Raw genomic sequence first — 25,820 nt, forward strand, 5'->3', positions numbered from 1 at the left:
AGGGAAGGGGGAGCGGGCGAACTCGCGTGTCGCGGAGCCGGGATGCGCGGCGAGGGCGCGCCCGTTGAACGAGGCCTGTCGTCGGGGTCCTCGGTTCCCCAGGACGGGTCCCAGCGCTCGGAGTGTTTGTTGGATGGATGCTGTGTATGGGCGATGTTCGCGATGGGACGGCGGGAGCGGCGTAGAGTCGGGGGCATGAACCGCGCACCGCTCCGCTTCTTCTTCGACTACGTGTCGCCGTACTCGTATCTCGCGTGGACGCAGCTCCCGGCGCTGGCCGAGCGTCATGGCCGCACGGTGGAGCTGCTGCCCGTGCTCTTCGCGGGCGTGCTCAACACGCTCGGGACGACGGGGCCCGCGGAGGTGAAGCAGAAGCGGTTCTACATCTACAAGCACACGCGGCGGATCGCCCACGAGCTCGGGGTGCCCTTCGTCATGCCCGCGGCGCATCCGTTCAACCCGCTGCTCGCGCTCCGGGTGACGGCGGCGGTGCGGGACGGGGAGGCCCGGCGCCGGCTGGTCTCCGCGCTCTACAACGCGGTGTGGGCCGGAGGCGGCGGGCTGGTGCAGCCCGAGCGCGTGGGCGAGGTGGTGGCCTCCGTGGGGCTCGATGCACAGGCGCTGCTCGCGGCCGCGCAGACGCCCGCCGTGAAGGACCAGGTGCGCCGCAACACGGAGGAGCTGCTCGCGTTGGACGGCTTCGGCGTCCCCACCATCGTGGCGGATGGGGAGCTGTTCTTCGGCGTCGACTCCTTGAGCCATCTGGAGCGATTCCTGCGCGGAGAGGATCCGCTGTCCCGCGAGGAGCTGGAGCGGCTGAAGAACCTGCCCGTCGCGGCGTCCCGCATCTGAGGGGCGGAGGTGGCGCCGGGCGGCCGGGCTCCCTACCTTGTCTTCATGCAGTCATCGCGCAACGTCCCCATTGAAGAGCTGCTCCGCTCCGCCGAGGAGCGGGAGGAGGCGGGTGATGCCCTGGGGGCCGAGGCACTGCTCGGCCGGGTCATCTCGCTCGAGCCGGAGTTCTCGCTGGCCTGGTACCGGCGCGGCATGCTGCGCCTCTTCGAGCAGGAGGCATACGAGGAGGCACTCGCCGACCTGCGCCGCGCCGAGGAGCTGGGGGTGGACCACCTGGGCATCCCGGTGTCGCAGCTCCACTACCTGCACGGGGAGTGTCTGTTCGGGCTGGGGCGGTTCGAGGAGGCCGATGCGCGGCTCGCGCAGGGGCTCCTCGGCGAGCAGGACGAGGTGCTGCGGGCGGAGATCTACTACCGGCGCGCCGAGTGCGCCGAGGAGCTGGAGCGCCCGGAGGCACTGCGTGAGGCGCTCACGGGCTTCCTGGCGCACAAGGCCGCGTACCTGGACTCGGGCGGTGACGGCGAGCAGGTCGAGCGGGCGGAGACGCGGCTCGCCGGGCTCTCGGGTGGAGGGTGATCAAGGCGTGCCGCTGATGTTCGGCGCCGTGTAGGTCGCCTTCGGGTCCACCTCGGCCGCGTAGGGGCTCGTCCACGTGTCCTGGAAGAAGCGCTCGAGCCGGGCCGCGAACGCCTCGCCCTCCACGATGACGCCCACGTTGCGGCTCTGCGTGAAGTAGTCGCGCTCCCAGTTGCTCGTGCCCACCCAGGCCCGCTCCCCGTCCACCACCATGTACTTGGCGTGCACCACCCGCGCGAAGGGGATGAAGCCGCCGGACCACTGCGGAAGGGTGACCAGCTTCACCGTCAGCCCCGGCGGAGCGTGCAGCGCCTGCAGGCCCTCGATGGTGCCCTTGCGCTTGCCCCAGTCCGCCAGCAGCAGCTCCACCTTCACCTCGCGCGCCGCCGCCCGCTTCAAGGCATCCTCCAGCTCGGGGAAGGCACCGCCGTCACGGCTCTTCGCCCGGTACGTGAGCAGCTGCACCCGCACCGAGCGCTTCGCCCCGTCGATGAGCTTCACCAGCTTCGGCAGGTCCCACGTGGCCGGGTCCGGCAGGTGGCCCTCGGGGCTGTGCGCGGGCGTCACGCGCACCGTGCTCCCCGCGTAGCTCGCCGGGAACGGGCCCCCCACCGCCTTCGTCGCGGGCGCCGGGGCTCCCACGGCCAGCGCCCAGTCCTGCTCGAAGATGTCCGCCAGGGAGCGCACCACCTCGGGCACGCGGATGCGCAGCCCGAGCTCCTGGATGTGCTCCAGCGAGCGCCAGTCGAAGTTCTGACTGCCCAGGTACGCCTCGCGCCCGTCCACCACGAAGTACTTCGCGTGCAGCACGCCGCCTCCGAACACCTTCGCCGTGTCCAGCCGGCGCACCTCGACGCCCGGCCGCTTCGCCAGCCGCTCCAGCGTCTCCGGGTACTGCGCGTAGAACTTCTCCTCCGCGAGCACCCGCACCTTCACGCCCCGGTCCGCCGCCGCCTCGATGGCCTGAATCACCGGCTCCAGCCGGCTGCCCGGCGCGTTGCTCAGGTAGAACTGCGCCACGTCCAGCGTCCGCGTGGCCCCGTTCACCATCTCCGGCCACACCTGCCAGGCGTCTGGGATGTCCGCGTGGTCCAGCGTCGTCTCCACCGGGCTGCTCTCCACCAGCTCCAGTCCGGGAAGCGCGGAGGCGGCGGCACGCACGCCCGTGGCGGGCGCGGCACACGCGAGGGACAGCACGAGGGACAGCAGCAGGGCGTTCAGTCGCAGGGGCATGGCGGGCACCCTATACAAAAACCAAGGGCCCCCCGCGATTGCTCGCGGAGGGCCCCGGGTTCACACCGTGCTCAGGCGCTGGTTAGAACACGTACCGCGCGCCGAGCTGGATGCGCCAGCGCGACAGGGTGGGGCTGTACACCGTGGTCCGCACCGCGGTGGGCTCGGTGAAGGTGTAGACGGGGCGGTTGTTCGCCGCGTCGTAACCCACCGCGCGCAGGAACGCCGAGGCGTGGTTCTCGAACTGCGCCTCCTGCTCGAAGAGGCCCCACTTCGGGTTGAGCAGGTTCAGCACGTTGAAGATGTCCGCCTGCACCTCCAGCCGCTGGCCCTTCACGAACTCCGGCGAGTTCCAGCCGAGCCGGACGTTGAAGAAGTTCTGCCACGGGTTGCGGCACGCGCCGCGCTCGATGATGCGGCCCTTGGACTCCCTCAGGCACTGCTGGCCGTCGATGAACTTGCTCAGGGCCTCGTACTGCGCGGCCTGCGTGGCGGCGTCGCCCTGGAGGGAGATCTGGCTCGGGTCCGCCGGGATGAACGCCAGGTCGTTGCCGTTGATGCCGTCCGCGTTCACGTCACCGTTGACGGTCCAGCTGTAGGGCAGACCGGACTGGCCCGTGTAGATGATGCCCGCGTTGAAGCCGAGGGGCAGCTGGCCGGTGGCGGTGAGGGTGAAGCGGTGGGTGCGGTCGAACGCCGACGGCCGGAGGTTGCGGTTCTCCAGGCTTCCGTCCACCGGGGCGAACTGGAAGTTGGAGAGCGCCTGGGCGCTCGTCATCGAGATGAGATCCTTCGAGTCCGTGTAGCTGTAGGCCACGCTCACATCCAGCATGTCCTGGATGTTCTTCTGCAGCTGCAGGGTTGCGTTGTAGACGCGCCCGCCGTTCTTGTTGAACACGCGGATGGCCTGCACGAGGTTGGCTGGATCACGGCGGGCGGGGTTGGCCCGGAAGCCCGTCGCGGCGAAGCGGCCGTACAGGGAGCGGCCCTCGCCGCTCTGGCCCTGGTTCTCCAGGTTCTCGTCGGTGGTGTACCAGCCGTTGACGTCCTGCGTGTAGAGCAGGTCGGCGGTGGCGATGAGGCCCCAGGGCAGGCGGCGGTCCGCGCCAACCGCCACGCGGAAGTTCTGCGGGTACCGGGTGTTGGGGTCGAAGTAGTCGATCTCACCCTGGTTGGTGGGAGCCGTGGGCGGCGTGGTCCCGCCCGCGCAGTCGAAGGGCTGGGCATTGGGGTCGGCGGTGAACGCCGGAACGCCCGACGCCCCCGTGCACGTCAGCTCCACCTGGGAGAGGCCGTTGATGCTGTACGCGTTGGACACCCACACGTAGGGCGGCCGGCCCGAGAAGATGCCGAGACCACCGCGGACGATGGTGTTGGCGTTGCCCTCCACGTCCCAGTTCACACCGAGGCGGGGCGACCAGAGGATGTTGCCGGTCGGCACCTTGCCCGTGTCGATGGGGAGCGCCTCGTTGTTCACCAGCCGCTCGTTGGTGTTGGCGCGCGACAGGAACGGCACGTCGAGCCGGATGCCGGGGGTGAGCGTCAGGTTCTTGAACGGCGTCCAGGTGTCCTGCAGGTAGAAGCCCGGCTGCGCCACGGTGAAGGCGGCGGTGCCCGGCTCCTGCAGGGGGCTGACGCCGAAGCGGCGCTGGAAGGCGCTCGGGGTGCCGGCCTCGAAGGCATCCAGGCTCTCGAAGGTCCACACGCCGGTGGCCGCCTGGAGGAAGGCATTGCGCAGCCGGAAGAACTCGGTGCTGGTGCCGGCGGTGAGCTGGTGGTCACCCAGCGCCAGGGTGAGGCTGTCCTGGATCTGGAAGATGTCCTGGTCCAGCTGGTTGAGCTGGGAGAAGCGCTCGGCGCCCGCGGCCAGCCACGAGTCGGCCGCGCCGAGCTTGCCGGCCTTGACCAGGATGAGCGGGATGTCCAGGGCGGGATCGCGCGCGTCGCGCAGGATGGAGAAGCCGGCGAGGAACTCGTTGGACAGCTTGCCGCCGAGGAAGGTCGAGGTCAGCTTCGCCCGGGCGGTATGGGTGTTGGTCGTCTGGGCGTAGCCGCTGTTGGACAGCTGGTAGCCGTCACGCAGGCGGTTGGGGATGGACGGCGAGGTGGGCGAGCGCGTCAGCGAGTCCTGCAGGGCGCCCACGAAGTTGTACGACAGCTCCAGGTAGCTGTTGGGGATGACGCCCGTGCTGATCTTCGCGAAGACGTTGCGGTCCGGGTTGCGCAGCTGCGTGGCCAGGGCGGTGCCCGCGTTGGGGACGCCGTACTTGTCGGCGAGGATGCTGCTGAAGCGCTCGGCCTCGGCCTGGGTGAAGCCGGCGCGGGCCAGGTCGTCCTCCGCGTTCGCACCGCCGATCTGGAACTGGTTGCCGAACGCCGAGTTGCGCTCCTGCAGGTCGGTGGCGATGAAGAAGTGGACCTTGTCCTTGATGATGGGACCGCCGAGGCTGCCGCCGAACTGCCAGATGTTGTAGCCGAGGAAGGTGGGGTCGGACTGGTTGCCGGCCAGGCTCTTGTTCTGCGTGTAGCCGAAGAGCGAGCCGTGGAAGTCGTTGGTGCCGCTCTTGGTGACGGCGTTCACCATGCCGCCGGCGAAGTTGCCGTAGCGCACGTCGAACGGGGACACCTGCACCACGAAGGTCTGGATGGCCTCGATGGAGATGGGCTTGGCGCCGGCCTGGCCACCCGGCGTGCCGGAGCCCGACAGACCGAAGATGTCATTGTAGGCCGCGCCGTCCACCTGGATGTTGTTGAAGCGGTTGTTCTGGCCGGCCATCGCGGTGCCGCTCACCTGCGGCGTGGTCGCGATGAGGTCGGTGAAGTTGCGGCCCTGGAGCGGCAGCTGGGTCATCTGCGCGGCCTCCATGGTCATCGAGGGGCCGGTGCGGCCCTGGTCCTGGAGCTCGTCGACCTGCTGGGCCGTGACGACCATCTCCTCCTGGAACTCCTCGAACTGGCGCAGCTTCAGGTCGATGTTGAAGCGCTGGCCCAGCACCAGCTGCATGCCCTTGCGGGTCGCCGGGTAGAAGCCCTCCATGTTGGCCGTGAGGGTGTACGGGCCACCGGGGGGGATGTTGTCGAGCAGGTAGTTACCCGACGAGCCGCTCACCGCGGTGAAGGTGGTGCCGGTGGCGTCGTTGCGCAGCTGGACCACGGCGCCCGGGAGCGCCTCGTTGTCCTGGGTGGTCACGGTGCCGGTCACCGCGGAGCCTGTGACTCCCTGCGCCAGCGCCCCGGACGCCAGCATGGTCGTGAGGAAGAGGACTATCAGTCTGAGGTGGGATGGACGTACAGGATTCATGGAACCTCGCGAGACCTGCATGGGGGCAGCGTAAGGAATCCAACCACTCGGAGGCACCCACGTCTGCTTTTGCTCCTGCACGAGGGCCTCGCTGGGGGAGAGAGTGAGGGGTTGGGCTCGCGACACGACGATCGTTGCCTGGCGAACGGCGGACACTGCCGGGCGGCCGTCTATCAACATTCGAGGGACCTTTCCAACCGGGGCCCCTATTTTCACCTTGAGTTCACAAAGATGACCCAGGTGGTAGGGGGAGCCTCCGCCCGGTGGTGCCACCGGAATACTGGAAAGTACTGACCTCCCACCTGCCCGCGCGACGTGATGCGTCAGCTGCGGCGGAGGGAGCCGGGGAGGGCGCTACCGTCCCTTGAGGTAGCGGCCGGACTGCTTGTCGAGCAGCTCCAGGCCCACGCGCGCTTCACGGCACTCGGGCAGGAGCTGGAGGGCGCGCTCGAAGCTCTCGCGAGCCCGGTCGAAGAAGCGGGTGCTGAGGTACTGGTGGCCGCGGCACACCAGCTCCATGGCCTGGTTGCGGGGCGTGGGGGACAGTCTGGCGGCCTTGGAGAACAGGTCCAGCGCCTTGGCGTAGTCGACGCCCTCGAGGGCGAGCATGCCCAGCTTGTAGAGCTGGAGCGCCACCGCCGCGGGCTGCACGCCGGAGGAGGGCCGGGAGCCGGCGGGAGCACCCGGGGCCGCCGGGGCGACGGGCACGCCATGCGCGGGCGTGAAGGCGGGGCGCGGGGCGGTGGGCACGCCGTGGGCGGGCGTGAAGGCGGGGCGGAGCGGGGCCGGGGCGCTCGGGGCCTCGGGGGGCGGCGTCACCGGGGCGGCCGGGGTGCGCGGCTTCGTGCGGGCCATGCGCTCGCTCCACTCGCGCCGCTTGTCCGGCTGGGAGAGCACCTCGAAGGCCTTCTTGGCGCCGAGGAAGAGCTCCAGCGCCTGGGCCTTCTCCTCGGGCGACTTCATGCGGAGCCGGTCCGGGTGCGACTGCGCGGCGATGCGCAGGAAGGCCTTGCGGATGGCGGCCAGGTCCTCCGTGCCTTGCAGGCCGAGCACCTCGAAAGGGTTTTTCTCGGAAGGGTTCCTGTCGTGAGAGGGGTCCTGGGACATGGCGGCACCCTCCTCAGGGCGAGGAGGCGGTGGGGGGGCGCAGCGTCACCGCGGCCTTGCGGCCGGTGGCGGGCTCGCGGGCGGTGACCTGGAGGAGGCCATCCGCGTCGATGTTGAAGTCCACCTCCACGCGCACGGTGCCGGCGGGCGCGGCGGGCAGCCCGGCCAGTTGCAGCTCGCCGAGGTAGCGGTTGCCGTCCACGGTGGGGGCCTCGCCCTGGTACACCTCGAGGTCCACGTGCGTCTGGTGGTCGAGCGTGGTGGCGAAGACCTTCGTCTCGCGAGCGGGGATGGTGGTGTTGCGGGGGATGAGGACGCTGAAGCGGCCGCCCTCGGTGCGGATGCCGAGGCTGCGCGAGAGCACGTCCAGCAGCAGCACGCGGGGCAGCTCGGGCGAGGTGCCGGCGACGATGTCCGCCTCGAGCGCGGCGCCGAGGGCCACGGCCTCGTCGGGGTTGACGGAGCGCTCGCCGGGGCGGCCCAGCAGTCTCTCCGCGCGGGCGCGCACCGCGGGCATGCGCGTCATGCCGCCCACCAGGACGACGCGGTGGATGTCCTCCAGCCTCAAGCCGGCGTCCTGGAGGGCCTGCTCACAGGGGGCGCGCAGCCGGTCCAGCTCGCGGGAGGCGAGGTTCTCCAGGAGGGTGCGCGAGAAGGAGGGGATGGACAGGTGGAGGGGCCCCTCGGGGGCGGTGCCGAGGAAGGGCAGGTCGATGACCGTCTGCTCCAGCTCGGAGAGGGCGCGCTTGGTGGACTCGGCGGCGTCCTTGAGGCGCCAGAGGGCCTCGGGGCTGTGGGCCAGGTCCACGCCGGTCTGCTTGAGGAAGATGCGGCGCAGCGCGTCCACCACGAGCTCGTCGACGTTGTCGCCGCCCAGGAAGTTGTCGCCGCTGGTGGCGAGCACCTGCACCACCTCGTCCTCCACGTGCAGCAGGGAGATGTCGAAGGTGCCGCCGCCGAGGTCGAAGACGGCGATGTTCTCCGGGCGGGACTCGTCGAAGCGGCAGGCGAGCATGGCCGCGGTGGGCTCGTTGAGGAGCCGGTGCACGGTGAGGCCGGCGCGCTGGCCGGCGGCCTTCGTCTCCTGGCGTTGCACCTCGTCGAAGTAGGCGGGCACGGTGATGACGGCGCCGTCCACGCTCTGGCCCAGCTGGGCCTCGGCGCTCTCCTTGAGGTAGCGCAGCACGTGGGTGGACACCTCGGACGGGGTCATCACCTGGCCGTGGACGCGCACCGCGGCGTTGCCGGAGGGGTCGGCCACCAACTCATAGGGCAGGAGCCGGCGCAGCTGCTGCACGGCGGGGTCCGAGAAGCGCCGGCCGATGAGGCGCTTCACGCCGAAGACGGTGTCGCGGGGGTGGAGCACGGCCTGGCGGCGGGCGGCGCTGCCCACCGTCACCTTGCCGGAGACATCGAAGCCGACGACGGAGGGGGTGGTGCGCTCGCCCTCGCGATTGGGCAGGACGCGGGCGTGACCGGTGGCGGAGTCCACCACGGCCATGCAGCTATTGGTCGTGCCCAGATCGATTCCGAGAACGAGTCCCATACCACCGGCCCCCCCGCGCGCCTCAAGCCGCCAGGAGCCCTACCTCCGTGAAGAGCAGCGCCACACGGCGCAAGGCTACTTCATCCTCCGGACGCTTGAGTTCCGCAAGGGCGGCGGTGAGGGTATTTCCCGGCTTGTTGAGCAGTGAGGAGGCGCGCAGCTCGGTGGCCGAGAGCGCCAGGTCGCCGGGGGTGACGGGAGGGTCCGGGTTGCGGTGGAGGGGCTTGTGCCGGAGGGACTCCTGCTCGCGCACCAGCCGCTCCAGCGGGTAGTGGGCGCGCAGGCCCTCGTTGAGGAGCGCGAGTCCGCCCAGGCGCTCCTCGGTGCCGTCGGTGATGGGGGCCTCGCCCTCGAAGAAGGCGTAGCGGCCGCCCGTCCAGCCGAGCAGGCTGAGGGCGACGGTGCGCCGGTGCTCGCGCGTCCACTCGGCCAGCTCGGAGGGGGAGAGCACGCGGGCGGCGAGCAGCGCGTCCAGCAGGCGTCCGGAGAAGGGGCGCGTGTTCTCCACGGCGCGCTGCCACTGCTCCACGGACAGCTTGCCCGTCTGGAGCAGGAAGGGGCCGAAGCGGTCCGTGGCGAGGCTGGAGCGCACGGCGATGATCTGCCCGGCCTTGAGGAAGAGCTCCTTGTGGGCGCGGTTCTGCTCGAAGTGGAGCCGGCCGGTGGCCTTGGCGAGCATCAACCGGGCCAGGACGCGCAGGGGGGCCACGCGGCCCACGTTGCCGGCGTAGCGGGGCGGCTTCGCCCGGGCGAGCCGGGCCTCGAGGCGCTCCTGGGCCGCGGCCGCCGTGGCGCTCAGGCCGGGGAAGGCGGAGGGCGGAAGGAAGGGCCCGCCGGACTGGGACACCTGGGCCTGGGGCGACAGCTTCCCGGAGGCGAACAGGAGCCGCACGTCGTCCTCGCCCAGCTTCGTGAGGGAGAGGCCGCCGCCCGGCTCGCGCACCGAGTAGGTGGGGGCCGCGGGCTGCGGGGGGGCCGGCTCGGCCAGCAGGGCCGGGGGGATGGGGGGCTGCACGGGAGGCGCGCGCACCTCCGGCTCGTAGTAGCTGGCCATCAACGCGGCCAGGTCGCGCTGGGACACGCGCAGGCCGGCGGACAGCAGGAACTCGTCCAGGGCGTCGAGCACGTCGGCGGCCGTCTGGTAGCGCTCGTCCGGGTTGGCGAGGATGCTCCGGTTGACGACGGCGCACAGCGGCTCGGGCAGGAAGGGGGCCGCGTCCTGCAGGCGCAGGGGCCGGGCCTTGAGGGCCACCGTCTGCTTGAGCACGTCCATCACCGCGCCGGGCTTGAAGGCATGGCGCCGCGACAGCATCTCGTAGAGGGTGATGCCGAGGGCGAAGATGTCACCGCGCCCATCCGGCTTCTTGCGGGCGAGCTGCTCGGGCGGGATGTAGCCCGGCTTGCCGCGCACGTTGGTGGCGATGTCGCCGCCGGAGCTGCCCACCAGCGCCACGCCGAAGTCCAGCAGCTTCACCTCTCCCTCGAAGGAGATGATGATGTTGGTGGGGTTGACGTCGCGGTGCACCAGGTGGAGCGGCTCGCCCGCGGCCGAGCGCGCGCGGTGCGCGTAGTCCAGGCCCTTGAGCACCTCCATGGCGATGTAGCAGGCCAGGTGCACGGGGATGCCCTGTCCCCGGGCCGACACCCGCTTCATCAGATCATACAGGTCCCGGCCATGGATGAACTCCATGGCGATGAAGTACTCGCCGCGCTGCTCTCCGAAGTCGAAAATCTGGGCGATGTTCATGTGCTGGAGGAGCGCGGACAGCCGCGCCTCCTCGATGAACATCTGCACGGCGGACTCCTGCTGGGTGGCCTCCGGGAGCACGCGCTTGACGACCACCTGCTTGGCGAAGCCGCCGGCGCCGAGCGCCACGCCGCGGTAGATGTCCGCCATGCCACCGCGGCCCAGGTGGTTGAGCAGCACGTACCGGCCGAAGCGGGCCGGCAGCGCGAGGTTCCCGGACGGCGTGCTCATTTCTTGGCGGAGTCCTCGATGAGCATCTCGTCGAACATGTCCTCGCTGATGACGAGCGTGCCGGGGCGCGCGGGGGCGAGCCGGGGCGCGGCACCGGGGATGGGGGCGGGCGTCAGCGCGGGGCCCGAGGGCATGACGCGGGCGCTCGCCTTGGGCATGAGGGCCGCGGCCTTGGCCGCCGTGGGCGACAGGGCCGGCACGGGCGGCACCATCGGCACGGGGGGCGGCAGCGACGGACGCGGGGACTCCAGCTCGTCGAGCGGCTCGAGCATGATCTCCATGCTCGGCACGCGGCGCTCGGGGGCCAGGGGCTGGCTGGCCACCGGAGGCGGGGAGCGCGGCGGGGCCACGACATCCTCGCCCAGCGTCTCCAGCATGCTGTGGGCCAGCTGCATGGTGCTGTCGCCGAACATCGTGTCGGCCCTGGGCGCGTCGGCCCTGGATGCGTCGGCCGGCTTGGGCCGGGGCGGCACCGGGGCCATGGCCGGCGGAGGCGGCACCCTGGCGGAGAGGTTGACCACGCTGGCGGGCGCCGGCACGGGCTTGGGCGAGGTGGGCGAGGACGGGGCGGAGGCGGAGGCCGAGTCCCCGGTGAGCAGGACGATCATCCTGCGCAGGTCCTCGATGGTCTGCTCCTTGGCCGTGAGCGTCTGGTCGCGGGTGGTGAGGTTCTTCTCGAGCTCGGCCACGCGGTGGGCGAGCCGGTCCCGCTCGGCGCGCAGCCGGGGCATCGCCTCGTTCTCGGCGCGCAGCCGCTGCAGCTCCTCCTGTTGCGCGGGGGCGTCCGCCGTGGGGCCGCCCTGGCCGCGCACCTGCTCGCGCAGGCTGTTGAGCTCCTGCAGCCACATCCGCTTCTCCTCGCGGGTGATGGCCTCCTGCTCCTGCTGCTCCTCCTCGCGGCGCGCCAGCGCGCTCTGGAACTGCTCGCTCAGGCCGCCCACGGACGTCATGAGTTCCCGGAGGCCGCGGCTGGCGCGCTCCAGGCGCTTGACGCCCTGGGCCTGCTCGTCGATGCGCTCGAGCAGCCGGGGCAGCACGCTCTGCTGGGCCTCGCGCACGCCGGCCCGGCGCAGCTCGTCGCGCTGGGCCTCCAACCGGGCGAGCTCCTGGGTGGCCTGGCGCAGCAGGGGGAGCACCAGCTCGGCGATGCCCTCGGCCTGGCGCCCCAGTTCGACGCAGCCCTGCCTCACCAGCTGGAGGTCCGCCGAGGAGTCCGCCGATGGCTCCGTGCTGGTTGCGTTCCTCATCGCGCTTCCTCCACTCCCTCCTCGAGGCGTGCCGTCATCGAACCACGCGCGGGCTCATGATACCCCACCACCCCCGGCCGGGCTTCATGGGGGTTGGTGGGCTCGGCCGTCAGAGCACCAGCCTGCTGGATTGCTCTCATTTCCCCTGCAAATGGGACGGGGGCGCTCGCTGGGGCAGCGAGGGGAAGGGCTCGAAGGACTCCAGCGCGAGCTTCCCAAGGTCCACGTTCGCCTCCGGCAGCCGCTCGATGTCCTCGGCGAACCAGGGCGTCTCGGGGAGGGGAGGCGTGGGGGCCGCCTGCGCCTGGGCGGGAGCCGGCCGGGCCGCGTCCGCCTCCAGCGGCTCCGTGTCGATCTCCGACTGCGACAGCTCCACGGTGAAGTTGACCGCGGGCTGGACCTCGGCGCGCCGGGGGCCGGAGATCTCCACCATGGGCCGGCGGCGGGGACGGGGGCCCCCCTCACTGGCCTGGGGCGCGGGGGCGGGGACCGCGGGCTCCGCCGGACGCACGCTCACCTGGAGGGCCGCACCGCATCCCGTACAGCGGATGACCTGGGTGCCGGGGCCCGCGAGGGGCACCCCCGCCCCACAACGTGGGCACAGGGGGCGCGCGGCTGGAGTGGAAGAGGGAGCCTCTGCGGTCATGGGCTCGTCGAGCTCCGAGCAACACGACAGGGGCATCCACGCGTGCTGGACTCGGCGTTACACCATCGCCGCATCATTCCGCAAGAGAACTCGCGGGTCAACGGAGGTCTGGTGCCGGGGGCGCGACCTGAAGGGTGTGTAGGCGGGGGAGCATTCGCACCGGGGGTGAAGCCGATAACGTTTGGACCCGGGCCCGAGGAGGTGGAGACTTCCGGTGTTCGCCCGCTTCACCCGTCCGGAGTCCGAGGGTCCCCATGGCTTACGAGTTGCTGCTGGCTCAGATTCCCATGTTCGAGCACCTCGCGCAGGAGGATCTGACGCATCTGTCGGGGCTGCTGCAGCAGCGGCGCTACAGCAAGGGCGAGGTCATCTTCCACCAGGGCGACGTGGGCACGGCCCTCTTCATGGTGCGCCGGGGCGAGGTGGCCATCCGCCTGAGCTCCGCGGAGGGCAAGGAGGTCATCCTGGCGCTGCTGGGCCGGGGAGACGCCTTCGGAGAGCTGGCGCTGCTGGACGGGGAGCCGCGCTCGACGGACGCGGTGGCGCGCGACGAGACGCACCTGTTGAGCCTGCACCAGGAGGACTTCCGGCGCTTCCTGAGCGAGCGCCCGCAGGTGGCCATGGGGCTGCTGGCGGTGCTCAGCCGGATGGTGCGGCGCGTCACCCAGCTGGTGCACGACTCGGCCTTCCTGGATGCGCGGGCGCGGCTGGCGCGGGTGCTGTTGGACCTGGCCCGGACGCAGGGCCAGCCGGCCTCCGAGGGCGGCATCGTCATCCCCAAGCTGACGCAGGCGGAGCTGGCCAACCTGTGCGGCGTGACGCGCGAGAGCGCCAACAAGTGGCTGCGCTTCTACACCCGCGAGGGGCTGCTCACGTACGAGGGCGGGCAGATCACCATCGTGGACCCCGAGCGCCTGCGCCGCGACGTGGACTGAAGGACCTTGGACCGTTTGGACTGAAGGACTACGGGTGGGAGGAGCCCGCGCCCCCCGGCGCGGACTCGACTCCCGGAAAACATGGGCGGAGACCGCGCCCCCCAGCGCGGCACCCCCTCCCTCGGGACATGCACGATGCCCTCTCGCGCTCTTCCCGAGGCGGAGCGGGGCGGAGTCCCCCCAGCGAGGTAACGGCGGCCATCCCCCCCTCAGGACATGGCGGCCTTCGGCGGCCTCGCACAGACGTCACTCCGCTCGCACCTCGGGCGCGGCGTTCGGCGAAACGGGGCATCGAGTCCCTGTTCCCGAGAGCATTCATACCGCCCGGGGGGAGCCAGGGCTGTGAATCGACTCACTGCGGGGGTGTGAAGCCGTTCACAGCCTGCGGGGCCGGTTTGTGCGGGGGGAGGGCGGGAGCGGCTGCTCACGGTGCTTCCGGGCGCTCCTCCGGGAGGTGGCAGGGATACCCCAGGTGCGGGGAACCTTCTACCCCCTCGGGGGCTCGGGCCGTGAACGGGCCTCGGTGAGATTCCAGTGCTAGACAGTTGGTCCCGAGTTCCTGGATGAAGCCAATCGAGATGACATTGCGCAGCCGGGTGCTGCTCTTCGCGGCGCTGTCGGTGGGGTGTGTGGCGCTGGCGGGAGGCGGCCTCTTCCTGCTGGGCCACCGGGGCAAGGAAGGCCTGGGGCAGATGTTGGCCATCCAGGCGCAGATGGAGGTGTACGGCCGGGTGACGGACGACGCCTTCGGGTACCTGAACGCGCTGCTCCAGACGAGTGAGGAGGGAGGGGACACCCAGGCCGTGCTCGAGGCGCAGGAGCGGCGCTTCGACTCGGCCATCTCCCACCTGCGGGAGCTGGTGCGGGAAGAGCATGTGGGCGGCCCCGCGGTGAAGGAGCTGGAGGACATCGAGCAGTTGCAGCGGGCGTTCCACCGGTGGCTGCGGAGCTCCGAGGAGCGGGTGAGACGGGCTCCGGAGGGGGTGGCGGAGGCCCTGCTGCTGCATGACGCGCTCCGGGCCTTCCGGGAGAACGTGACGCCGCACCTGGAGCGGGCGTGGGCCACGGCGAGCGCGGACCTGGAGTTCCACAAGCGCAAGGGCCGGCGGGAGCTGGGGCTTGGCCAGATGGTGGGCGTGGCCGTGCCGGTGCTGGCCCTGGTGCTCGTGCTGTCGATGGCGTCCGTCATCTACCTGAACATGCGCCGCGCGTTGGGGACGCTGCTGGAGCGCGCGCAGCGCATGGGCGAGGGAGACCTGGACACCGAGCTGCCGGTGAAGGGCGAGCGTGACGAGTACGATTTGATGGCGCGGGCCATCAACCGCATGGCCGCCCAGCTGCGGGCCGCGGCGCGGGAGCGCGAGCGCTACAACGCCCTGCTGGAGCAGACCGTGCGGCAGCGCACCGCCGAGCTGGAGCAGGCCAATGCGCGGCTGACCGACAGCCTCCAGCAGTTGCAGGCCGCCCAGTCGCAGCTGCTCTTCGCGGACCGGCTCGCCACGGTGGGCCAGCTGGCGGCGGGCGTGGGCCATGAGCTGAACAACCCGCTGGCCTTCGTGCTCAGCAACCTCAACTACGCGCAGCAGGTGGTGACGGAGATGGAGGCGGCGCCCACGCCGGTGGAGCGGCGGGAGTTGCTGGAGGCGCTCGCGGATGCACGCGAGGGCGCCGAGCGGGTGCGCCTCATCGTCAGGGATCTCCGGATGCTGTCCCGCCCGGATGACCGGGAGATGGGGCCGGTGGACCTGGTGAAGGTGGTGCGCAGCGCGGCGAAGATGGCGGCGCACGAGATTCGCGACCGTGCCCGCCTGGTGCAGGCGGTGGAGAACGTGCCGCCGGTGCACGGCAACAGCGCGCGCCTGTGCCAGGTGTTCCTCAACCTGCTCATCAACGCGGCGCACGCGATTGCCCCGGGCGCGGTGGAGCGCAATGAAATCAAGCTCTCCGCCCGGGTGGACAACACCCACCGCGTCACCGTGGAGGTGCGCGACACGGGCAGTGGCATCCCGAAGGATAAGCTGGAGCGCATCTTCGAGCCGTTCTTCACCACCAAGCCCACGGGCGAGGGCAGCGGGCTGGGGCTGTCGGTGTGCAAGAGCATCATCTCCGCGCACGGCGGGGACATCTCCGTCGAGAGCGAGCCGGGCCAGGGCACCACCTTCCGCGTGAGCCTGCCGGTGTATGGGGGCGAGGCTCGCGCGTGAGCGGGGGTGCCCCGTGGCTCAAGCCGCCTTGCTGTGCTCGCGCGGGGTGGTGCGGGCCCGCAGGGTGCGGCGCCGGCCCTTGCGCAGCACCTCCAGGCGCACCTCGGGCTCGGGGGCGAGCGCCAGCAGGCGCTGGACGTCGTCCACGCTGGTGACGGGCCGCTCGTCGATGCCCAGCAGCAGGTCCTCCGCCTCGAGTCCCGCGTCATCCGCGGGCGAGCCCTCGCCCACCTTCATGACGCGCACGGCGCGCGGCTGGCCCGCTTCCTGGGCGCTCTGGGGCGGGAGGTTGATGGCGGTGGCCGCGATGCCGAGGAAGCGCCGCTCCACCTTGCCGCGCTGGATGAGCAGGCTGGCCACCCAGGCCGCGGTGGTGGCGCTCACCGCGAAGCCGATGCCCTGGGCGTAGGGCAGCACCAGCGTGTTGAGGCCCACCACCTGCCCGCGCATGTTGAGCAGCGGCCCGCCCGAGTTGCCCGGGTTGATGGCCGCGTCCGTCTGCAGCAGGCCCTCGAGAATGACTCCGTCGGGCAGCGGCAGGGTGCGGTTGATGGCGCTCACCACGCCCAGCGACACCGACTGCTCCAGGCGGAAGGGGTTGCCGATGGCCATCACCAGCTGACCCACGCGCACGTCATGGGGGTCCGCCAGCGGCAGCGTGGGGAACTTCGCGCCTCCCTCGGCGCGCACCACCGCCAGGTCCGTGGGTGGGTCTCCACCCACCAACTCGGCGCGCACCTCGCTTCCGTCGTGCAGCTCGAGCACGAGCTTGCCCCGGCTGCGCACCACGTGCCGGTTGGTGAGGACGTAGCCGTCCGGGGTGAGGAAGAGGCCCGTGCCGTGACCCCGCGGGTGCTGCACGGCCACCACCGCGGGGGCCGCCTTGGAGACGAGCGACTCGAGCTCGTCGGAGAATTGCTGGAGAATCAAGACCGCCTCCCGATGGTGAGGGACACTTCACGCACTTCACCGGCACGCAGCACCTTCGCCTGCACCTGCGTGCCCACCTTCTCGTCGCCGAGGTAGCCGAGCAGCTCCTCGATGCTCTGCAGCGGCTGGCCCCCGAGGCTCACCAGCACGTCGCCCATCACCAGCCCCGCCTGGTCCGCGGGGCCTCCGGGCTCGACGGAGAGGAAGATGAGCCCGGCCTCGCTGCCCACGCGCTCGGAGAGGTGCTTGGGCAGCCGGACGGGGTGGGCGCCCACGCCGAGGTAGCCCCGGCGGATGCCTCCGTGCTGCTGGAGGGCCTGGGTGACGCGGCCGAGCGTCTCCCCGGGGATGACGACGGCGGCGGTGCGCGACAGGGCCGCCGTGAGCAGGCCCAGGAAGCGGCCCTGCACATCCACGAGCGCTCCGCCGGAGAAACCGGGAGGCAGGTCCGCGTCGGTCTCGAGATAGCGGTCGATGCGGCCTCCCGCGAAGGTGCGCCAGGAGTCGCCCAGGGCGCTGACGATGCCGAGCGTGGCGCGCGCGGTGCGTCCGGGACGGCCGAGGGCGAGCACGAGGTGGCCCACCTTGAGGCCGTCGAGCGGCGCGGGCGCCAGGGGCGTGAGGCCGGGGAGGTCCGCCTTGAGGAGGGCGACATCGGTGGAGGGGTCCCGGCCGATGAGCTCGGCGGAGACGGTGCGGCCATCGGCGAGGCCCACGGAGATGGAGCCCTCGTGCTCGATGGCGTGGTGGGTGGTGACGATGTGGCCCTCGGCGCTCCAGACGATGCCGGTGGCACCGTGGCGGCGGCGGGCCTCGACGCGGACGATACTGGGAGCGAAGCGCTCGACGATGGAGGAGAGGGATTGGGACAGGGAGGCGAGGTCGGCGGACATGAGCGATTCCTTTCGCTGTAAAAACTAAAAGGCGCGCCCGCGCTGCACATCGGCGAGAGGGACAGCTCGCGACCTACCCGAATGGACAGGTCCCTCACCCGTTGGACCAGGGTTCCCCCATTTCCCCTCTCCCTTCGGGAGAGGGACGGGGTGAGGGTATCGAGGCCGCGGGTTCCCCCCCTGTGTCAGAGCGTCACGAGTCCCATGCGCGCGGCCCGTACCACCGCCTCTGTCCGCCGCTGCACACCGAGCTTGGCGAGCACCGCGTTCACATGGAACTTGGCGGTGTGCTCGCTGATGTCGAGCCGCTCGGCGATGGCCTTGTTGGACAACCCCTCGGCGAGCAACGCGAGCACCTCTCGCTCCCGGGGCGTCAATCCCTCGGGGGTCGAAGCCGTGGCACCGGTCCGTGGAGTGGCTCGCAGCGAGGACAGCGCCGGGTCGAACACGGAGAGCCCCCGGGCCACGGCCCGGAGCGCGGCCATCAACGGAGCGGGAGCCACGTCCCGGAAGAGCAACCCCCGGGCGCCCGCGGAGAGCGCACCTTCTCCGGCGGACTCATCCGGGACGAGCGCGAGCACGGGAGCACCGAGCTCGGGGGCCTCCATGCGTCCACCGGCGTCGGCGGGGTGCAGGCCCACGTCCCACAGCACGACATCGGGAGCGTCCCCGGCGCGCGAGGACTCCAGCTCCGTCAGGGTGCCCGAGGCGATGACGGCGATGTCTCCCGCTTGCTCGGAGAGGGCGCGGGAGAGCGCACCCCGGGCGAGCGGGTCCTCGGCGACCAGGGCGAGACGAACGGGTGAGGCATCGGAGTCCAGCACAGTGCCCATGCCTAACGGGCACCCGCGCGCTTCGCTCGGAGAGCCTGCTACGCGGGCCTGCTGCGTCGCATCAGGCGTCGGACATCCCACACAGCCACGCCTGGCATCACGAGGGCGAGGAGGTCCGTCGGGTCCACGGTGTTGCCCGCTGGACGCCGCAGCAGGGCGGTGAGCACTGCTTCATAAAGCCTGTCGGCTGGGGGGAACGTCTTGATGGTGGTGAAGAGGAGGCCAAAGCCCAGCGCGGCCCACGCCACCCGGCGCACTGCGACGCGGGCCATCGGGCTTGGCCTCGCGAGCATCCACAGCTCCGCGACGAGCAGCGGCGCGAAGTAGAGGCCCGCGAAGTCGGACAGCTTTCCGGTGAGCCAGCCGGGCAACAGCCCCGCGCCCTTGAGCACGTGGTCGTTGAGTGCCACCAGCACCATGGCGGCCACCGGCGGCACACGGGTGAAGAGCGCGGGCCGGGGACCCGGCGTCTCAGTGGCCGTTGCCGCCATCCATGCCTTCCGGGGGACGATCGGGCCAGCGGTGCAGACTGCGGACATCGGCCTCGACGTGGCAGTCACACCGGTACTGCATGGTGCCCAGGCCGAAGCCGAGCTCCACGTCCACCGGCCCATCCGGCGCGTACAGCGTGAGGAAGCCCGTGCCAGGCTCGGGCATCCATGAGGGCTGGGCCCGCTCCTTGTCGTCGAAGAGCAGCTCCTGCGGTGCGTAGAGCACGAAGAGCACCGTGCCGAGCCCTTCCAGCTGCTCGCCCACCCCATACGAGGCACTGGGGGAGAGCGTGGCGAGCGCCTCGGGCGGTGGTGCGGTGGGCGAGAGGATGCCCACGACCCGGCCCGAGCGCGACCAGGTCCGCACATATGTATGGGAGGCGAAGCGCTTCCCCGAGTCGCTCCGGATGAAGAGCTCGAGCAGCTCGCCGCCTCCGCCGGACAGCTGGACGGGATGGGTGATGTAGGAGGGGGGATAGGGCCGGGCGAGCGAGGTGGCCACCATCACCGAACACCCCACGGCGAGCAGCAGGACTCGGACAAGAAGGCGCATGCGTGGCAACGTTACCGTGAGCCTCCGCCGCCGTCGTGGCCGCCCGTGCCCGCCTCCGAGTGCTGGACGCATGGCGGACGGAATCTCGGCGTTGTGGCTGTCAGGGGCGGGGTGGAGCGTGTATGGAACGGGTGTGCCCGGCCTCATGAAAATGCCCATCCCCCAGTTCGGCAAGCGAGTCCCAGGCGGGGTCTACATCGACCGGCCCGGCGCCTATGCCGTCATCGTCAACGGGCGGGGTGAAGTGGCGTTGATTCGCGTTCCCCAGGGCTATTTCCTCCCCGGCGGCGGAATCGATCCCAACGAAGATGCCCTCACCGCATTGGCTCGCGAGGTGCGCGAGGAGACGGGGCATGAGGTGCAGGTGGTGCGAGAGCTCGGATGGTCCGCGCAGTTCCTCGTGGCCCGTCATGAGGAGCTGTTCCTGAACAAGGTGGGTCAGTTCTTCGTCGCGCGCCTGGGGCCCAAGACGCAGGAGGCTCACGAGGTGGACCACTCGCTCGAGTGGCTTCCCATGGCCGAAGCCAAGAAGCGGCTCCGGCACGAGTTCCAGGTGTGGGCCCTCGAGCGGTTCGAATCGACCCAGGACACGTGAGCACAACCCATGTCCATCAAAGACCCGGGGCCCCAGACGCTGTCCCCCGAGATTGCCTGCTGCGCATGCAGCGGCGCATCCCGGGCCTCTGACGCCGCCGCTCAGCTCCCGCTGCGCGCGGACTTCTCGATGCGGCCATCGTCGTACAGCTCGGTCATGCCGGTCACCTTGCCCGAGGCATCCTTCTCCATGCGGAAGCGGAGGATGTCCAGGCCATCGTCGAGCATGAAGGTGTCCGCGGTCATCGGCATGGCGCGCAGCTTGTGCCCCGGCCAGCTGTACCAGAGCGAGCCGTTCTCGTAGCTCAGCGTCAGTTGCCCGTAGTTGCCCGTGAAGCTCTTCAGCACCTCGGCGCTCAGCGACACCGGCGTGGCGAGCGCCTCCACCCTCTGCAGGGCCCACGCGAACCGCTGCTTGCGCTCCGCGTCCTGCGCGTTGTCCTGGAGCTTCTTCAGCGCGTCACGGTGGGCCGCCGCGAGCGCCTGGTCCGCCGGGACCTGGATGTCCGGCGTCACGCCGGTGCCTTCCCAGTTGGTGCCGGTGATGGGATTCACCGCGCGGCCGAAGGGGATGAACGCCAGCAGATGCACGTCGGCGAGGAAGTGGGGCTCGACCGGATGGGCGCCTCCACCGGTCGTCTCCCCGACGACGGTGGCCCGCCCGAGGCTCTTCAAATCATAGGCGAACGCCTCGGCCGCCGAGAACGTGCGCTGGCTGGTGAGGACGTACAGGGGCACATCGGTCATCCGCTTGCCGGCCACGTGGGCCGAGGTCCAGAACTGCTGCGTGGTGTTCCCCTTGCGCACGTAGAAGCCGCTGAGCTGCGTGGGCTTCTCGAAGAAGTAGCTGGTGAGCAGTTGGATCATCGACGGCTCACCGCCGCCGTTCTTGCGCAGGTCGATGATCACCGCATCCGAGTGGGCCAGGAAGTTCATGGCGGAGATGGCGGTCTCTCCCGCCAGCTCCGCGTCGATGAAGCCACGCAGATCCAGGTAGCCCACGTTCCCCGCGAGCCGCTCCACCTTCTCGAAACGGAAGTTCACGGACGCCAGCTCACGGCGCATCCGCTCGAGTGCGGCCGGGTCCTTGGGCGCGTGGGGGTCCATCCCCGGGGGCATCGCGGGCGCGTAGTGGATGTGCAGGTGCTTGTCCTTGCTCACCTCGCGCAGGTCCCGCGTCATCGCCGCGGCGAGCTCGGCCGAGCGGGTGAGCTTGTCATAGGCGCCTGCCTTCAGCTTCTGGCGGAGGCTCGCCTCCATCTTCCTGGCCACCTCCGGGAAGACATAGTGCTCGTTCAGCGCCGCCGAGACACTGTTCACGATCTTCGCGCGTGCCGCCGCGTCCACCGGCTCGCCCGCGTCGGGGCCCTGGGCCCGCGAGGCGCCCGGGAGCAGCAGGAGCGCCGCGGACAATACCGTGCCCATCACCTGCCGTACGCTCATCCCGCGCCCACTTCCAGTCTTGCCGCCTTGCGTCGTCATCGGAGTCCCTTCGGGTCGGATCTCGGGGCCGAGTATGCCCCTCCTCGACATGAATGAGCCGGCGAGCGGGGCAGTGATGCACACGCGCGGCTCAACCCAGTGCACCCAAGAGCTTTGAGGTCGTGAACCGGCTCTGACGGGCCGCCTGGAGCTGCCGACGTTGCACTCGAGTAAAGCCCATCACTTGGACTCTTAGCTCTCCCTGGCTACGGACGGCTAACTCAAGGGCATGGACGGGACGCCTGCGCATAGGGCCCTGCTCCAATTCGTCCAGCAGGCTCGTGGGGGTGAGGCGCTGGCCTCGCACGTAGCGCGCCTGGAAATCGAAGTTCTTCCGGGCGCTGGCCCACCATGCTTCCACCACGTCCGCTGCGGGCCGTGGGAGCATGCTCTCTGGTTTCAGCTCGATGTCCATGGCCAAGTCCTCTTGGAGTGGAAGTGGTTCCTCGGGCTCCGGAAGGGGCTCAGCACAGAATCGGCCTTCGAGCACCAGTCCGGTGATGGCGCAGAAGGCCTCCCCCGCGAGTGCCGCGTGTGCTTCGTCCCTGAGTAGCGGCACGCAGGCATCGGCGAGCGCCGGTCTGCCGGAAAACCCCGCAGCCCAAAGGGCATCTCCGCGCAGTTCGGGCCTCTCTATTGCATCCCGAAGGAGCAGCGTGGAGTCCGCGCTTCCCCCCAGCGCGAGGAGGAGCCGGCACCGTGCACCCTCTGGCGTGTGCGCGCGGACCTGACGCAGACACTGGTCCCAGGCTGAATGAATTCCGAGTACGAGCCCTGCGGTGATTGCGGCATCACGTACCTTCGCTGAAGGCGAGCCTATCGCCTTGTGGACGTGTGCCACGAAGGCAAGGTCCGGTGCCGATTCGATTGCCTGGAGCGCGGCCACTTGGGCGACCACATCGCCGCTGGCGAGTATTCCCTCCAGTACATCTCCTATTCGCATGCGCCGGAGTCCAAGCAGACGGACCAACTCCGCCCTGACACGGAGAGGGCGCGCATCCAGTCGCAAGCGCAGCCTCTCCAGGAGTCCTTGTCGTTCAACAACCTCCAGCACCCTCCTGAGTGGCTCGGGAATGGACTCTTGTTCTTCCGGAAGCCAGCGCTCTAAGCAGTCAAGGCGGGGATCCAGTTCCTCGTGCAGCAGGCAGAGCGCAGCCACCTGTGCAAGCCCGGGGTCGGCTTCCTCCACGGCGGGCCAGAGGAGCCGGTCCGCCACGGCGGAACCGCCCAGCACAAGCCCATCCAAGTGGGCTCGCAGACGCTCCTCAAGACCCTCTACATCCTCCAGGGTGTAGTGCGGCGCGTGCAGGACGCGCTCCCACTGTGTCCAGAGAAAGGCGGCTTCGGACAGGTGTTGCTCTAGGAGATCCCAACGCACCTACTCCTCCATCTTCTTCTTGCAAACAGTGCAGAGGATGGGATCCACCTCGGTCTCGTTGGCCATGGCGATGACCGGAGGTTGTATCAGCGGAGCAGGAGGGGTGTTTTTGTCGTTGTGGAGCATCAGGTCCAAGGCGCGCGCAACGTTCTTCCCCTCGAACTTCACGTCGAAGGAGAAGTTGACGAACTCCGCCTTGCCCTTCGTCTTGCCAGAGGCCACACCACCGCCCGCTGTGCCAGCCTCGTCTCCAGTGCTGGTGCTGAAATGGGAATCTTTTACGCAGACGGGGTTGCCATCAACGGAAACATCCTTCGTCCCCTTTGACGTGTCCGCGGAGCGGGCGATGTTGGGATAGGGAATGGGGATGGGGCCACCAGGGCTTGGCGTCTTGCAGACATCGGGCATGGCGATGGTGACGCCGTTCGTCTCCTTGTGCACGACTGAGAGCTTGTTTACTCCAACAGTGGTACCCATACTACCTCCCAATGGGCCCCACGCGGGTGGGGACGTGAATCGAACCCTGGCACCAGCTACCCTCCCAGTCGGACGGGTGCACCGCTTTCAGGTTTCAGCTCCATGTGAAAGACATCCAATGGGCCGCTGCGTAGGGATACTCGTGCTCGCCAGTACAGGTACACGCGTGCTGCGTCCGTATCGACGATGACGGTGTCCAGGTTCAGCACGCCCTGCTCTCTGGAGCGTCCCTTCAGCGCCACCCTGTAGAGAGGAGGTGGCACGCCGGGCAGTGGAAAGCCGAGTCGGCCATCAGGGGAGGCGTTCTCCACCACGACGGGCTCGTTTCCACGCAAGTAGCGTGCAGCCATCAATCCAGGCGACGCTGCGTTCATGAATCGCGGGTCGTAATCCTTTGGAAGAAGGGGCTTGCGTTCGCGCTCCCAGGCCGCGTCATACGTTCCAGCAAAGCGCGCGCGGGGAATCCAGTGTGGAGAAAGGAAGCCGAAGCCAGTGGGTGGTGGCGTCTGCCGGAAGGAGGTGATCACGTACTCAGGATCCTCCAGATTGGGGAGCAGGATTCCTTCCTCGAAGCGGCCCTCCGGCCCCCTGAAGCCTCGGCCTACAGGGTTACGGGGTTCGAACGTATGTCGCGAAGGATCGGGGTGGCTGCGATCCCAGCCGCCAAAGGCGCGCTCATAGCACAGCGGGAGCCGCTCCACAGGGCGCGGCGGCGTCATTGCGATCGACCCCAGGCTCTTGTACCAGGTGCGGTCCCCCACTACGCGCACCTCCTTGCGCAGAGGTCCCACCCGGAAGTGGACGAGGAACTCGCGCGACTGGGTATTCGGAGGGTGGGCATGGCCCACCAGCACCACGTCCGTGGTGGGCTTGAATGAGGCACATTCAGGTTCGTAGCGGTAGCTGGAGTTCGCGCTGTCCTCGCCCCACAACTCGCCACCGAGTTGCAAGGGCGTCTGCTCTTCGGCCAGCGTCAATCCACGCGGACTCAAGACATACGTTGCCTTGGCTACCAGCGTCACGACGGGTCGCCCGTGTTCATCTGTCAGGAAGAGCGCCTCTGCGGCGAAAGGTGTCCGGTTTTCCAGTCTGGGCTGGGCCATCTTCCGCCTCCTCGCGAGCGAGCCTCAACCGCGTGGGTATCCGTCATCCGGGAAGGGACGTTCCATGGGCATGCGTGCCAGCGCGGGGCAGAAGCGGCACTCCTCCAAGGAGAGTAGGGGCGATCGAGTGTGCTCCGCCAACCGCATCCAGGCCAGACCCTCAATGAAGACGTAGGCATTGGTGATGGCGCTTGCGGTGTCCATGACGCGGGCTTCCCAGCGAGCCACCTCGTTCGCACGTTCCTCCAACAACGCTTGGAAGGCGGCTTCGAAAGCGCGACCGTCATGCGCGAGGAGGCTCTGACACAGGTCCACGCGAGCACCAGACTGGTGAGCTTCCAGCGTGATCAACAGTCGCTCAAGCTCGCCTGTCTTGTCCTGGCCATCAAGTAGGAGATAGCGGTTCAGCAGGTTCGCGTAGTGATAATCCTCAGGATACTCTTCGCCCTCGCGGGGTCCAGGGACGGCGAGCCGTGCCAGTTCTCGTGCCAGCGCCAGGCTTCCGGCGGCGAGCGCGTCGAAGAACGGCTCGGTGCGGCTAGCCACGGTGAAGTAGTCCGCGTAGCTCTCCCGCTGGCAGCGAGTCAGGTAGTAGCGCCGTGATAGGGCGCTCCGGAGCAGTTCGTGGTGAAAACCGTCCACATCCGCCTCGCGCAGCAGGCGGCAGATGGCGAGCACCCGCCGGAGCGAGGTGGTTTCCTCGCAGAACTCCCCCGCTAGCTCAATCGGTAGCTTTGCGTCCGCCAGGTTTCGGAGCGAGGAAGCCAGTTCATCTTCGTAGACGGAGGTGTCGCGCAGTCGTTCCATGTCTTGAAATGTCCTTTCTCTCCTGGCGACTCCGCTACCTACCAGCCGTACTGCTCCAACTCGATGAACGCGATGCCTTGGAAGCCCGCGCCCAACAACTCCTCGGCCAGGTCCCGATGCACCAGCACCGGGCCGCCGAAGTTCTTGATGCGGAACATCCGCACTCCGGGCTGGACCCGGGACTCATCGATGGTTAGTTTGTCCACCAAGTCGATTTCCGTGGGGATGATGGGGCTATAGGTGCAACCGCTTGCCGTGATGTCCAGGCAGTCCTGCGGATGGATGGGATGCACCACATGGTAGTCCGCGCTGGCGACCCGTCCCTTATGGTTGAGTATGGTGACGCGGTGATACTCCATGAGCGGGAGTTGCCGCTGCGCCAGGAAGTCCCTCAAGCGCCGTGAGGCGATGATGAGGGTGTCTCCATTCGATAGCGAATCGATCAGCCCGATGTCCTTGGGATGCTCGTCACTCATCCGGAAGAGCACGTTATCGGGGAACGTACCCGCACGCGGGATTCCCTTGAGCAACTCGTACTCTCGGCCCAGGTTTTCCACTCCCGACAACATGCAGGAGTTCCCAACAGGCACGTTCTGCCAGCAAACGTAATTCGAGGTGGTCATTGTAGAGGAATGTCCTCATGAAGGCACG

General features: G+C 69.5%; 23 protein-coding genes. 5 read left to right on the top strand and 18 right to left on the bottom strand.

Annotation, left to right across the window (positions count from 1 at the left end; translation table 11 throughout):
* Positions 1-195 precede the first annotated feature (195 nt).
* Both VFZ09_RS43105 and VFZ09_RS43110 read left to right on the top strand, forming a co-directional pair.
* A complete protein-coding gene (locus VFZ09_RS43105) occupies positions 196-852 on the top strand; it encodes a 2-hydroxychromene-2-carboxylate isomerase (protein WP_329733645.1) in 657 nt (218 codons plus the stop codon).
* 45 nt (positions 853-897) lie between these two features.
* The gene (locus VFZ09_RS43110) at positions 898-1,431 is read left to right on the top strand and encodes a hypothetical protein (RefSeq protein WP_329733646.1); all 534 of its coding nucleotides are present in this window, start codon (positions 898-900) and stop codon (positions 1,429-1,431) included.
* Here the strand turns inward: VFZ09_RS43110 and VFZ09_RS43115 are convergent, their stop codons facing one another.
* The 7 genes from VFZ09_RS43115 to VFZ09_RS43145 form a co-directional block, all read right to left on the bottom strand.
* Entirely contained in the window at positions 1,432-2,664 is a 1,233-nt protein-coding gene (locus tag VFZ09_RS43115; protein ID WP_329733647.1) for a phospholipase D-like domain-containing protein, read from the bottom strand. It abuts the gene before it with no gap.
* Between the two features lie 82 nt (positions 2,665-2,746).
* On the bottom strand, positions 2,747-5,866 hold the full coding sequence (locus VFZ09_RS43120; RefSeq protein ID WP_329733648.1) for a TonB-dependent receptor: 3,120 nt from the start codon (positions 5,864-5,866) through the stop codon (positions 2,747-2,749).
* 453 nt (positions 5,867-6,319) lie between these two features.
* Complete coding sequence (locus VFZ09_RS43125) at positions 6,320-7,072, bottom strand: DnaJ domain-containing protein (protein WP_329733649.1); 753 nt, start codon at positions 7,070-7,072, stop codon at positions 6,320-6,322.
* A 13-nt stretch (positions 7,073-7,085) separates the two neighbouring features.
* On the bottom strand, positions 7,086-8,618 hold the full coding sequence (locus tag VFZ09_RS43130) for an Hsp70 family protein (RefSeq protein ID WP_329733650.1): 1,533 nt from the start codon (positions 8,616-8,618) through the stop codon (positions 7,086-7,088).
* Between the two features lie 22 nt (positions 8,619-8,640).
* Entirely contained in the window at positions 8,641-10,596 is a 1,956-nt protein-coding gene (locus tag VFZ09_RS43135; RefSeq protein ID WP_329733651.1) for a serine/threonine-protein kinase, read from the bottom strand.
* On the bottom strand, positions 10,593-11,843 hold the full coding sequence (locus tag VFZ09_RS43140) for a hypothetical protein (protein ID WP_329733652.1): 1,251 nt from the start codon (positions 11,841-11,843) through the stop codon (positions 10,593-10,595). The genes VFZ09_RS43135 and VFZ09_RS43140 overlap by 4 nt, the downstream gene beginning before the upstream one ends.
* Before the next feature lie 136 nt (positions 11,844-11,979).
* A complete protein-coding gene (locus VFZ09_RS43145) occupies positions 11,980-12,423 on the bottom strand; it encodes a hypothetical protein (RefSeq protein ID WP_329733653.1) in 444 nt (147 codons plus the stop codon).
* Between the two features lie 320 nt (positions 12,424-12,743).
* On the opposite strand from VFZ09_RS43145, the gene VFZ09_RS43150 reads away from it, so the two are divergent.
* Both VFZ09_RS43150 and VFZ09_RS43155 read left to right on the top strand, forming a co-directional pair.
* Entirely contained in the window at positions 12,744-13,424 is a 681-nt protein-coding gene (locus VFZ09_RS43150; RefSeq protein WP_329733654.1) for a Crp/Fnr family transcriptional regulator, read from the top strand.
* A 563-nt stretch (positions 13,425-13,987) separates the two neighbouring features.
* Entirely contained in the window at positions 13,988-15,628 is a 1,641-nt protein-coding gene (locus VFZ09_RS43155) for a sensor histidine kinase (RefSeq protein ID WP_329733655.1), read from the top strand.
* Between the two features lie 18 nt (positions 15,629-15,646).
* Here the strand turns inward: VFZ09_RS43155 and VFZ09_RS43160 are convergent, their stop codons facing one another.
* The 5 genes from VFZ09_RS43160 to VFZ09_RS43180 form a co-directional block, all read right to left on the bottom strand.
* Positions 15,647-16,558 carry a S1C family serine protease gene (locus tag VFZ09_RS43160; protein WP_329733656.1) on the bottom strand — a complete coding sequence of 304 codons (912 nt, stop codon included), beginning with the start codon at positions 16,556-16,558 and terminating at the stop codon, positions 15,647-15,649.
* A complete protein-coding gene (locus VFZ09_RS43165) occupies positions 16,555-17,451 on the bottom strand; it encodes a S1C family serine protease (protein ID WP_329733657.1) in 897 nt (298 codons plus the stop codon). The genes VFZ09_RS43160 and VFZ09_RS43165 overlap by 4 nt, the downstream gene beginning before the upstream one ends.
* Before the next feature lie 185 nt (positions 17,452-17,636).
* Positions 17,637-18,275, bottom strand: a complete 639-nt coding sequence (locus VFZ09_RS43170) for a response regulator transcription factor (RefSeq protein WP_329733760.1) — start codon at positions 18,273-18,275, stop codon at positions 17,637-17,639.
* A gap of 47 nt (positions 18,276-18,322) precedes the next feature.
* Positions 18,323-18,775, bottom strand: a complete 453-nt coding sequence (locus VFZ09_RS43175) for a hypothetical protein (RefSeq protein WP_329733658.1) — start codon at positions 18,773-18,775, stop codon at positions 18,323-18,325.
* On the bottom strand, positions 18,756-19,328 hold the full coding sequence (locus tag VFZ09_RS43180; RefSeq protein WP_329733659.1) for a hypothetical protein: 573 nt from the start codon (positions 19,326-19,328) through the stop codon (positions 18,756-18,758). The genes VFZ09_RS43175 and VFZ09_RS43180 overlap by 20 nt, the downstream gene beginning before the upstream one ends.
* A gap of 145 nt (positions 19,329-19,473) precedes the next feature.
* On the opposite strand from VFZ09_RS43180, the gene VFZ09_RS43185 reads away from it, so the two are divergent.
* Positions 19,474-19,923, top strand: a complete 450-nt coding sequence (locus tag VFZ09_RS43185) for an NUDIX domain-containing protein (protein ID WP_329733660.1) — start codon at positions 19,474-19,476, stop codon at positions 19,921-19,923.
* A gap of 101 nt (positions 19,924-20,024) precedes the next feature.
* On the opposite strand, the gene VFZ09_RS43190 is transcribed toward VFZ09_RS43185, so the two are convergent.
* The 6 genes from VFZ09_RS43190 to VFZ09_RS43215 all read right to left on the bottom strand — a co-directional run bounded on the left by VFZ09_RS43190 (position 20,025) and on the right by VFZ09_RS43215 (position 25,792).
* The gene (locus VFZ09_RS43190; protein WP_329733661.1) at positions 20,025-21,365 is read right to left on the bottom strand and encodes a S41 family peptidase; all 1,341 of its coding nucleotides are present in this window, start codon (positions 21,363-21,365) and stop codon (positions 20,025-20,027) included.
* 130 nt (positions 21,366-21,495) lie between these two features.
* Positions 21,496-22,782, bottom strand: a complete 1,287-nt coding sequence (locus VFZ09_RS43195) for a TIGR02270 family protein (RefSeq protein WP_329733662.1) — start codon at positions 22,780-22,782, stop codon at positions 21,496-21,498.
* Positions 22,783-23,259: a DUF4150 domain-containing protein gene (locus tag VFZ09_RS43200; protein WP_329733663.1), complete on the bottom strand. Its 477-nt coding sequence runs from the start codon at positions 23,257-23,259 to the stop codon at positions 22,783-22,785.
* A 56-nt stretch (positions 23,260-23,315) separates the two neighbouring features.
* Positions 23,316-24,362 (bottom strand): DUF2169 domain-containing protein, encoded by a 1,047-nt coding sequence (locus VFZ09_RS43205; RefSeq protein WP_329733664.1) that lies wholly within the window; start codon positions 24,360-24,362, stop codon positions 23,316-23,318.
* Between the two features lie 24 nt (positions 24,363-24,386).
* Positions 24,387-25,169, bottom strand: a complete 783-nt coding sequence (locus VFZ09_RS43210) for a hypothetical protein (protein ID WP_329733665.1) — start codon at positions 25,167-25,169, stop codon at positions 24,387-24,389.
* Positions 25,170-25,207: 38 nt separating this feature from the next.
* On the bottom strand, positions 25,208-25,792 hold the full coding sequence (locus VFZ09_RS43215; protein ID WP_329733666.1) for an imm11 family protein: 585 nt from the start codon (positions 25,790-25,792) through the stop codon (positions 25,208-25,210).
* Between the last annotated feature and the right edge of the window lie 28 nt (positions 25,793-25,820).

The organism is Archangium sp., from assembly GCF_036277355.1.
In the GTDB taxonomy this organism is placed as follows: Bacteria; Myxococcota; Myxococcia; order Myxococcales; family Myxococcaceae; genus Archangium.

What these genes read in the sequence shown, in the direction of transcription:
- VFZ09_RS43130 (WP_329733650.1), bottom strand. Translation starts at nt 8,618, where the DNA reads ATGGGACTCGTTCTCGGAATCGATCTGGGCACGACCAATAGCTGCATG.
- VFZ09_RS43105 (WP_329733645.1), top strand. Translation starts at nt 196, where the DNA reads ATGAACCGCGCACCGCTCCGCTTCTTCTTCGACTACGTGTCGCCGTAC.
- VFZ09_RS43140 (WP_329733652.1), bottom strand. Translation starts at nt 11,843, where the DNA reads ATGAGGAACGCAACCAGCACGGAGCCATCGGCGGACTCCTCGGCGGAC.
- VFZ09_RS43125 (WP_329733649.1), bottom strand. Translation starts at nt 7,072, where the DNA reads ATGTCCCAGGACCCCTCTCACGACAGGAACCCTTCCGAGAAAAACCCT.
- VFZ09_RS43175 (WP_329733658.1), bottom strand. Translation starts at nt 18,775, where the DNA reads ATGGCGGCAACGGCCACTGAGACGCCGGGTCCCCGGCCCGCGCTCTTC.
- VFZ09_RS43200 (WP_329733663.1), bottom strand. Translation starts at nt 23,259, where the DNA reads ATGGGTACCACTGTTGGAGTAAACAAGCTCTCAGTCGTGCACAAGGAG.
- VFZ09_RS43210 (WP_329733665.1), bottom strand. Translation starts at nt 25,169, where the DNA reads ATGGAACGACTGCGCGACACCTCCGTCTACGAAGATGAACTGGCTTCC.
- VFZ09_RS43165 (WP_329733657.1), bottom strand. Translation starts at nt 17,451, where the DNA reads ATGTCCGCCGACCTCGCCTCCCTGTCCCAATCCCTCTCCTCCATCGTC.
- VFZ09_RS43135 (WP_329733651.1), bottom strand. Translation starts at nt 10,596, where the DNA reads ATGAGCACGCCGTCCGGGAACCTCGCGCTGCCGGCCCGCTTCGGCCGG.
- VFZ09_RS43155 (WP_329733655.1), top strand. Translation starts at nt 13,988, where the DNA reads ATGAAGCCAATCGAGATGACATTGCGCAGCCGGGTGCTGCTCTTCGCG.
- VFZ09_RS43190 (WP_329733661.1), bottom strand. Translation starts at nt 21,365, where the DNA reads ATGAGCGTACGGCAGGTGATGGGCACGGTATTGTCCGCGGCGCTCCTG.
- VFZ09_RS43205 (WP_329733664.1), bottom strand. Translation starts at nt 24,362, where the DNA reads ATGGCCCAGCCCAGACTGGAAAACCGGACACCTTTCGCCGCAGAGGCG.
- VFZ09_RS43185 (WP_329733660.1), top strand. Translation starts at nt 19,474, where the DNA reads ATGAAAATGCCCATCCCCCAGTTCGGCAAGCGAGTCCCAGGCGGGGTC.
- VFZ09_RS43215 (WP_329733666.1), bottom strand. Translation starts at nt 25,792, where the DNA reads ATGACCACCTCGAATTACGTTTGCTGGCAGAACGTGCCTGTTGGGAAC.
- VFZ09_RS43110 (WP_329733646.1), top strand. Translation starts at nt 898, where the DNA reads ATGCAGTCATCGCGCAACGTCCCCATTGAAGAGCTGCTCCGCTCCGCC.
- VFZ09_RS43115 (WP_329733647.1), bottom strand. Translation starts at nt 2,664, where the DNA reads ATGCCCCTGCGACTGAACGCCCTGCTGCTGTCCCTCGTGCTGTCCCTC.
- VFZ09_RS43150 (WP_329733654.1), top strand. Translation starts at nt 12,744, where the DNA reads ATGGCTTACGAGTTGCTGCTGGCTCAGATTCCCATGTTCGAGCACCTC.
- VFZ09_RS43180 (WP_329733659.1), bottom strand. Translation starts at nt 19,328, where the DNA reads ATGCGCCTTCTTGTCCGAGTCCTGCTGCTCGCCGTGGGGTGTTCGGTG.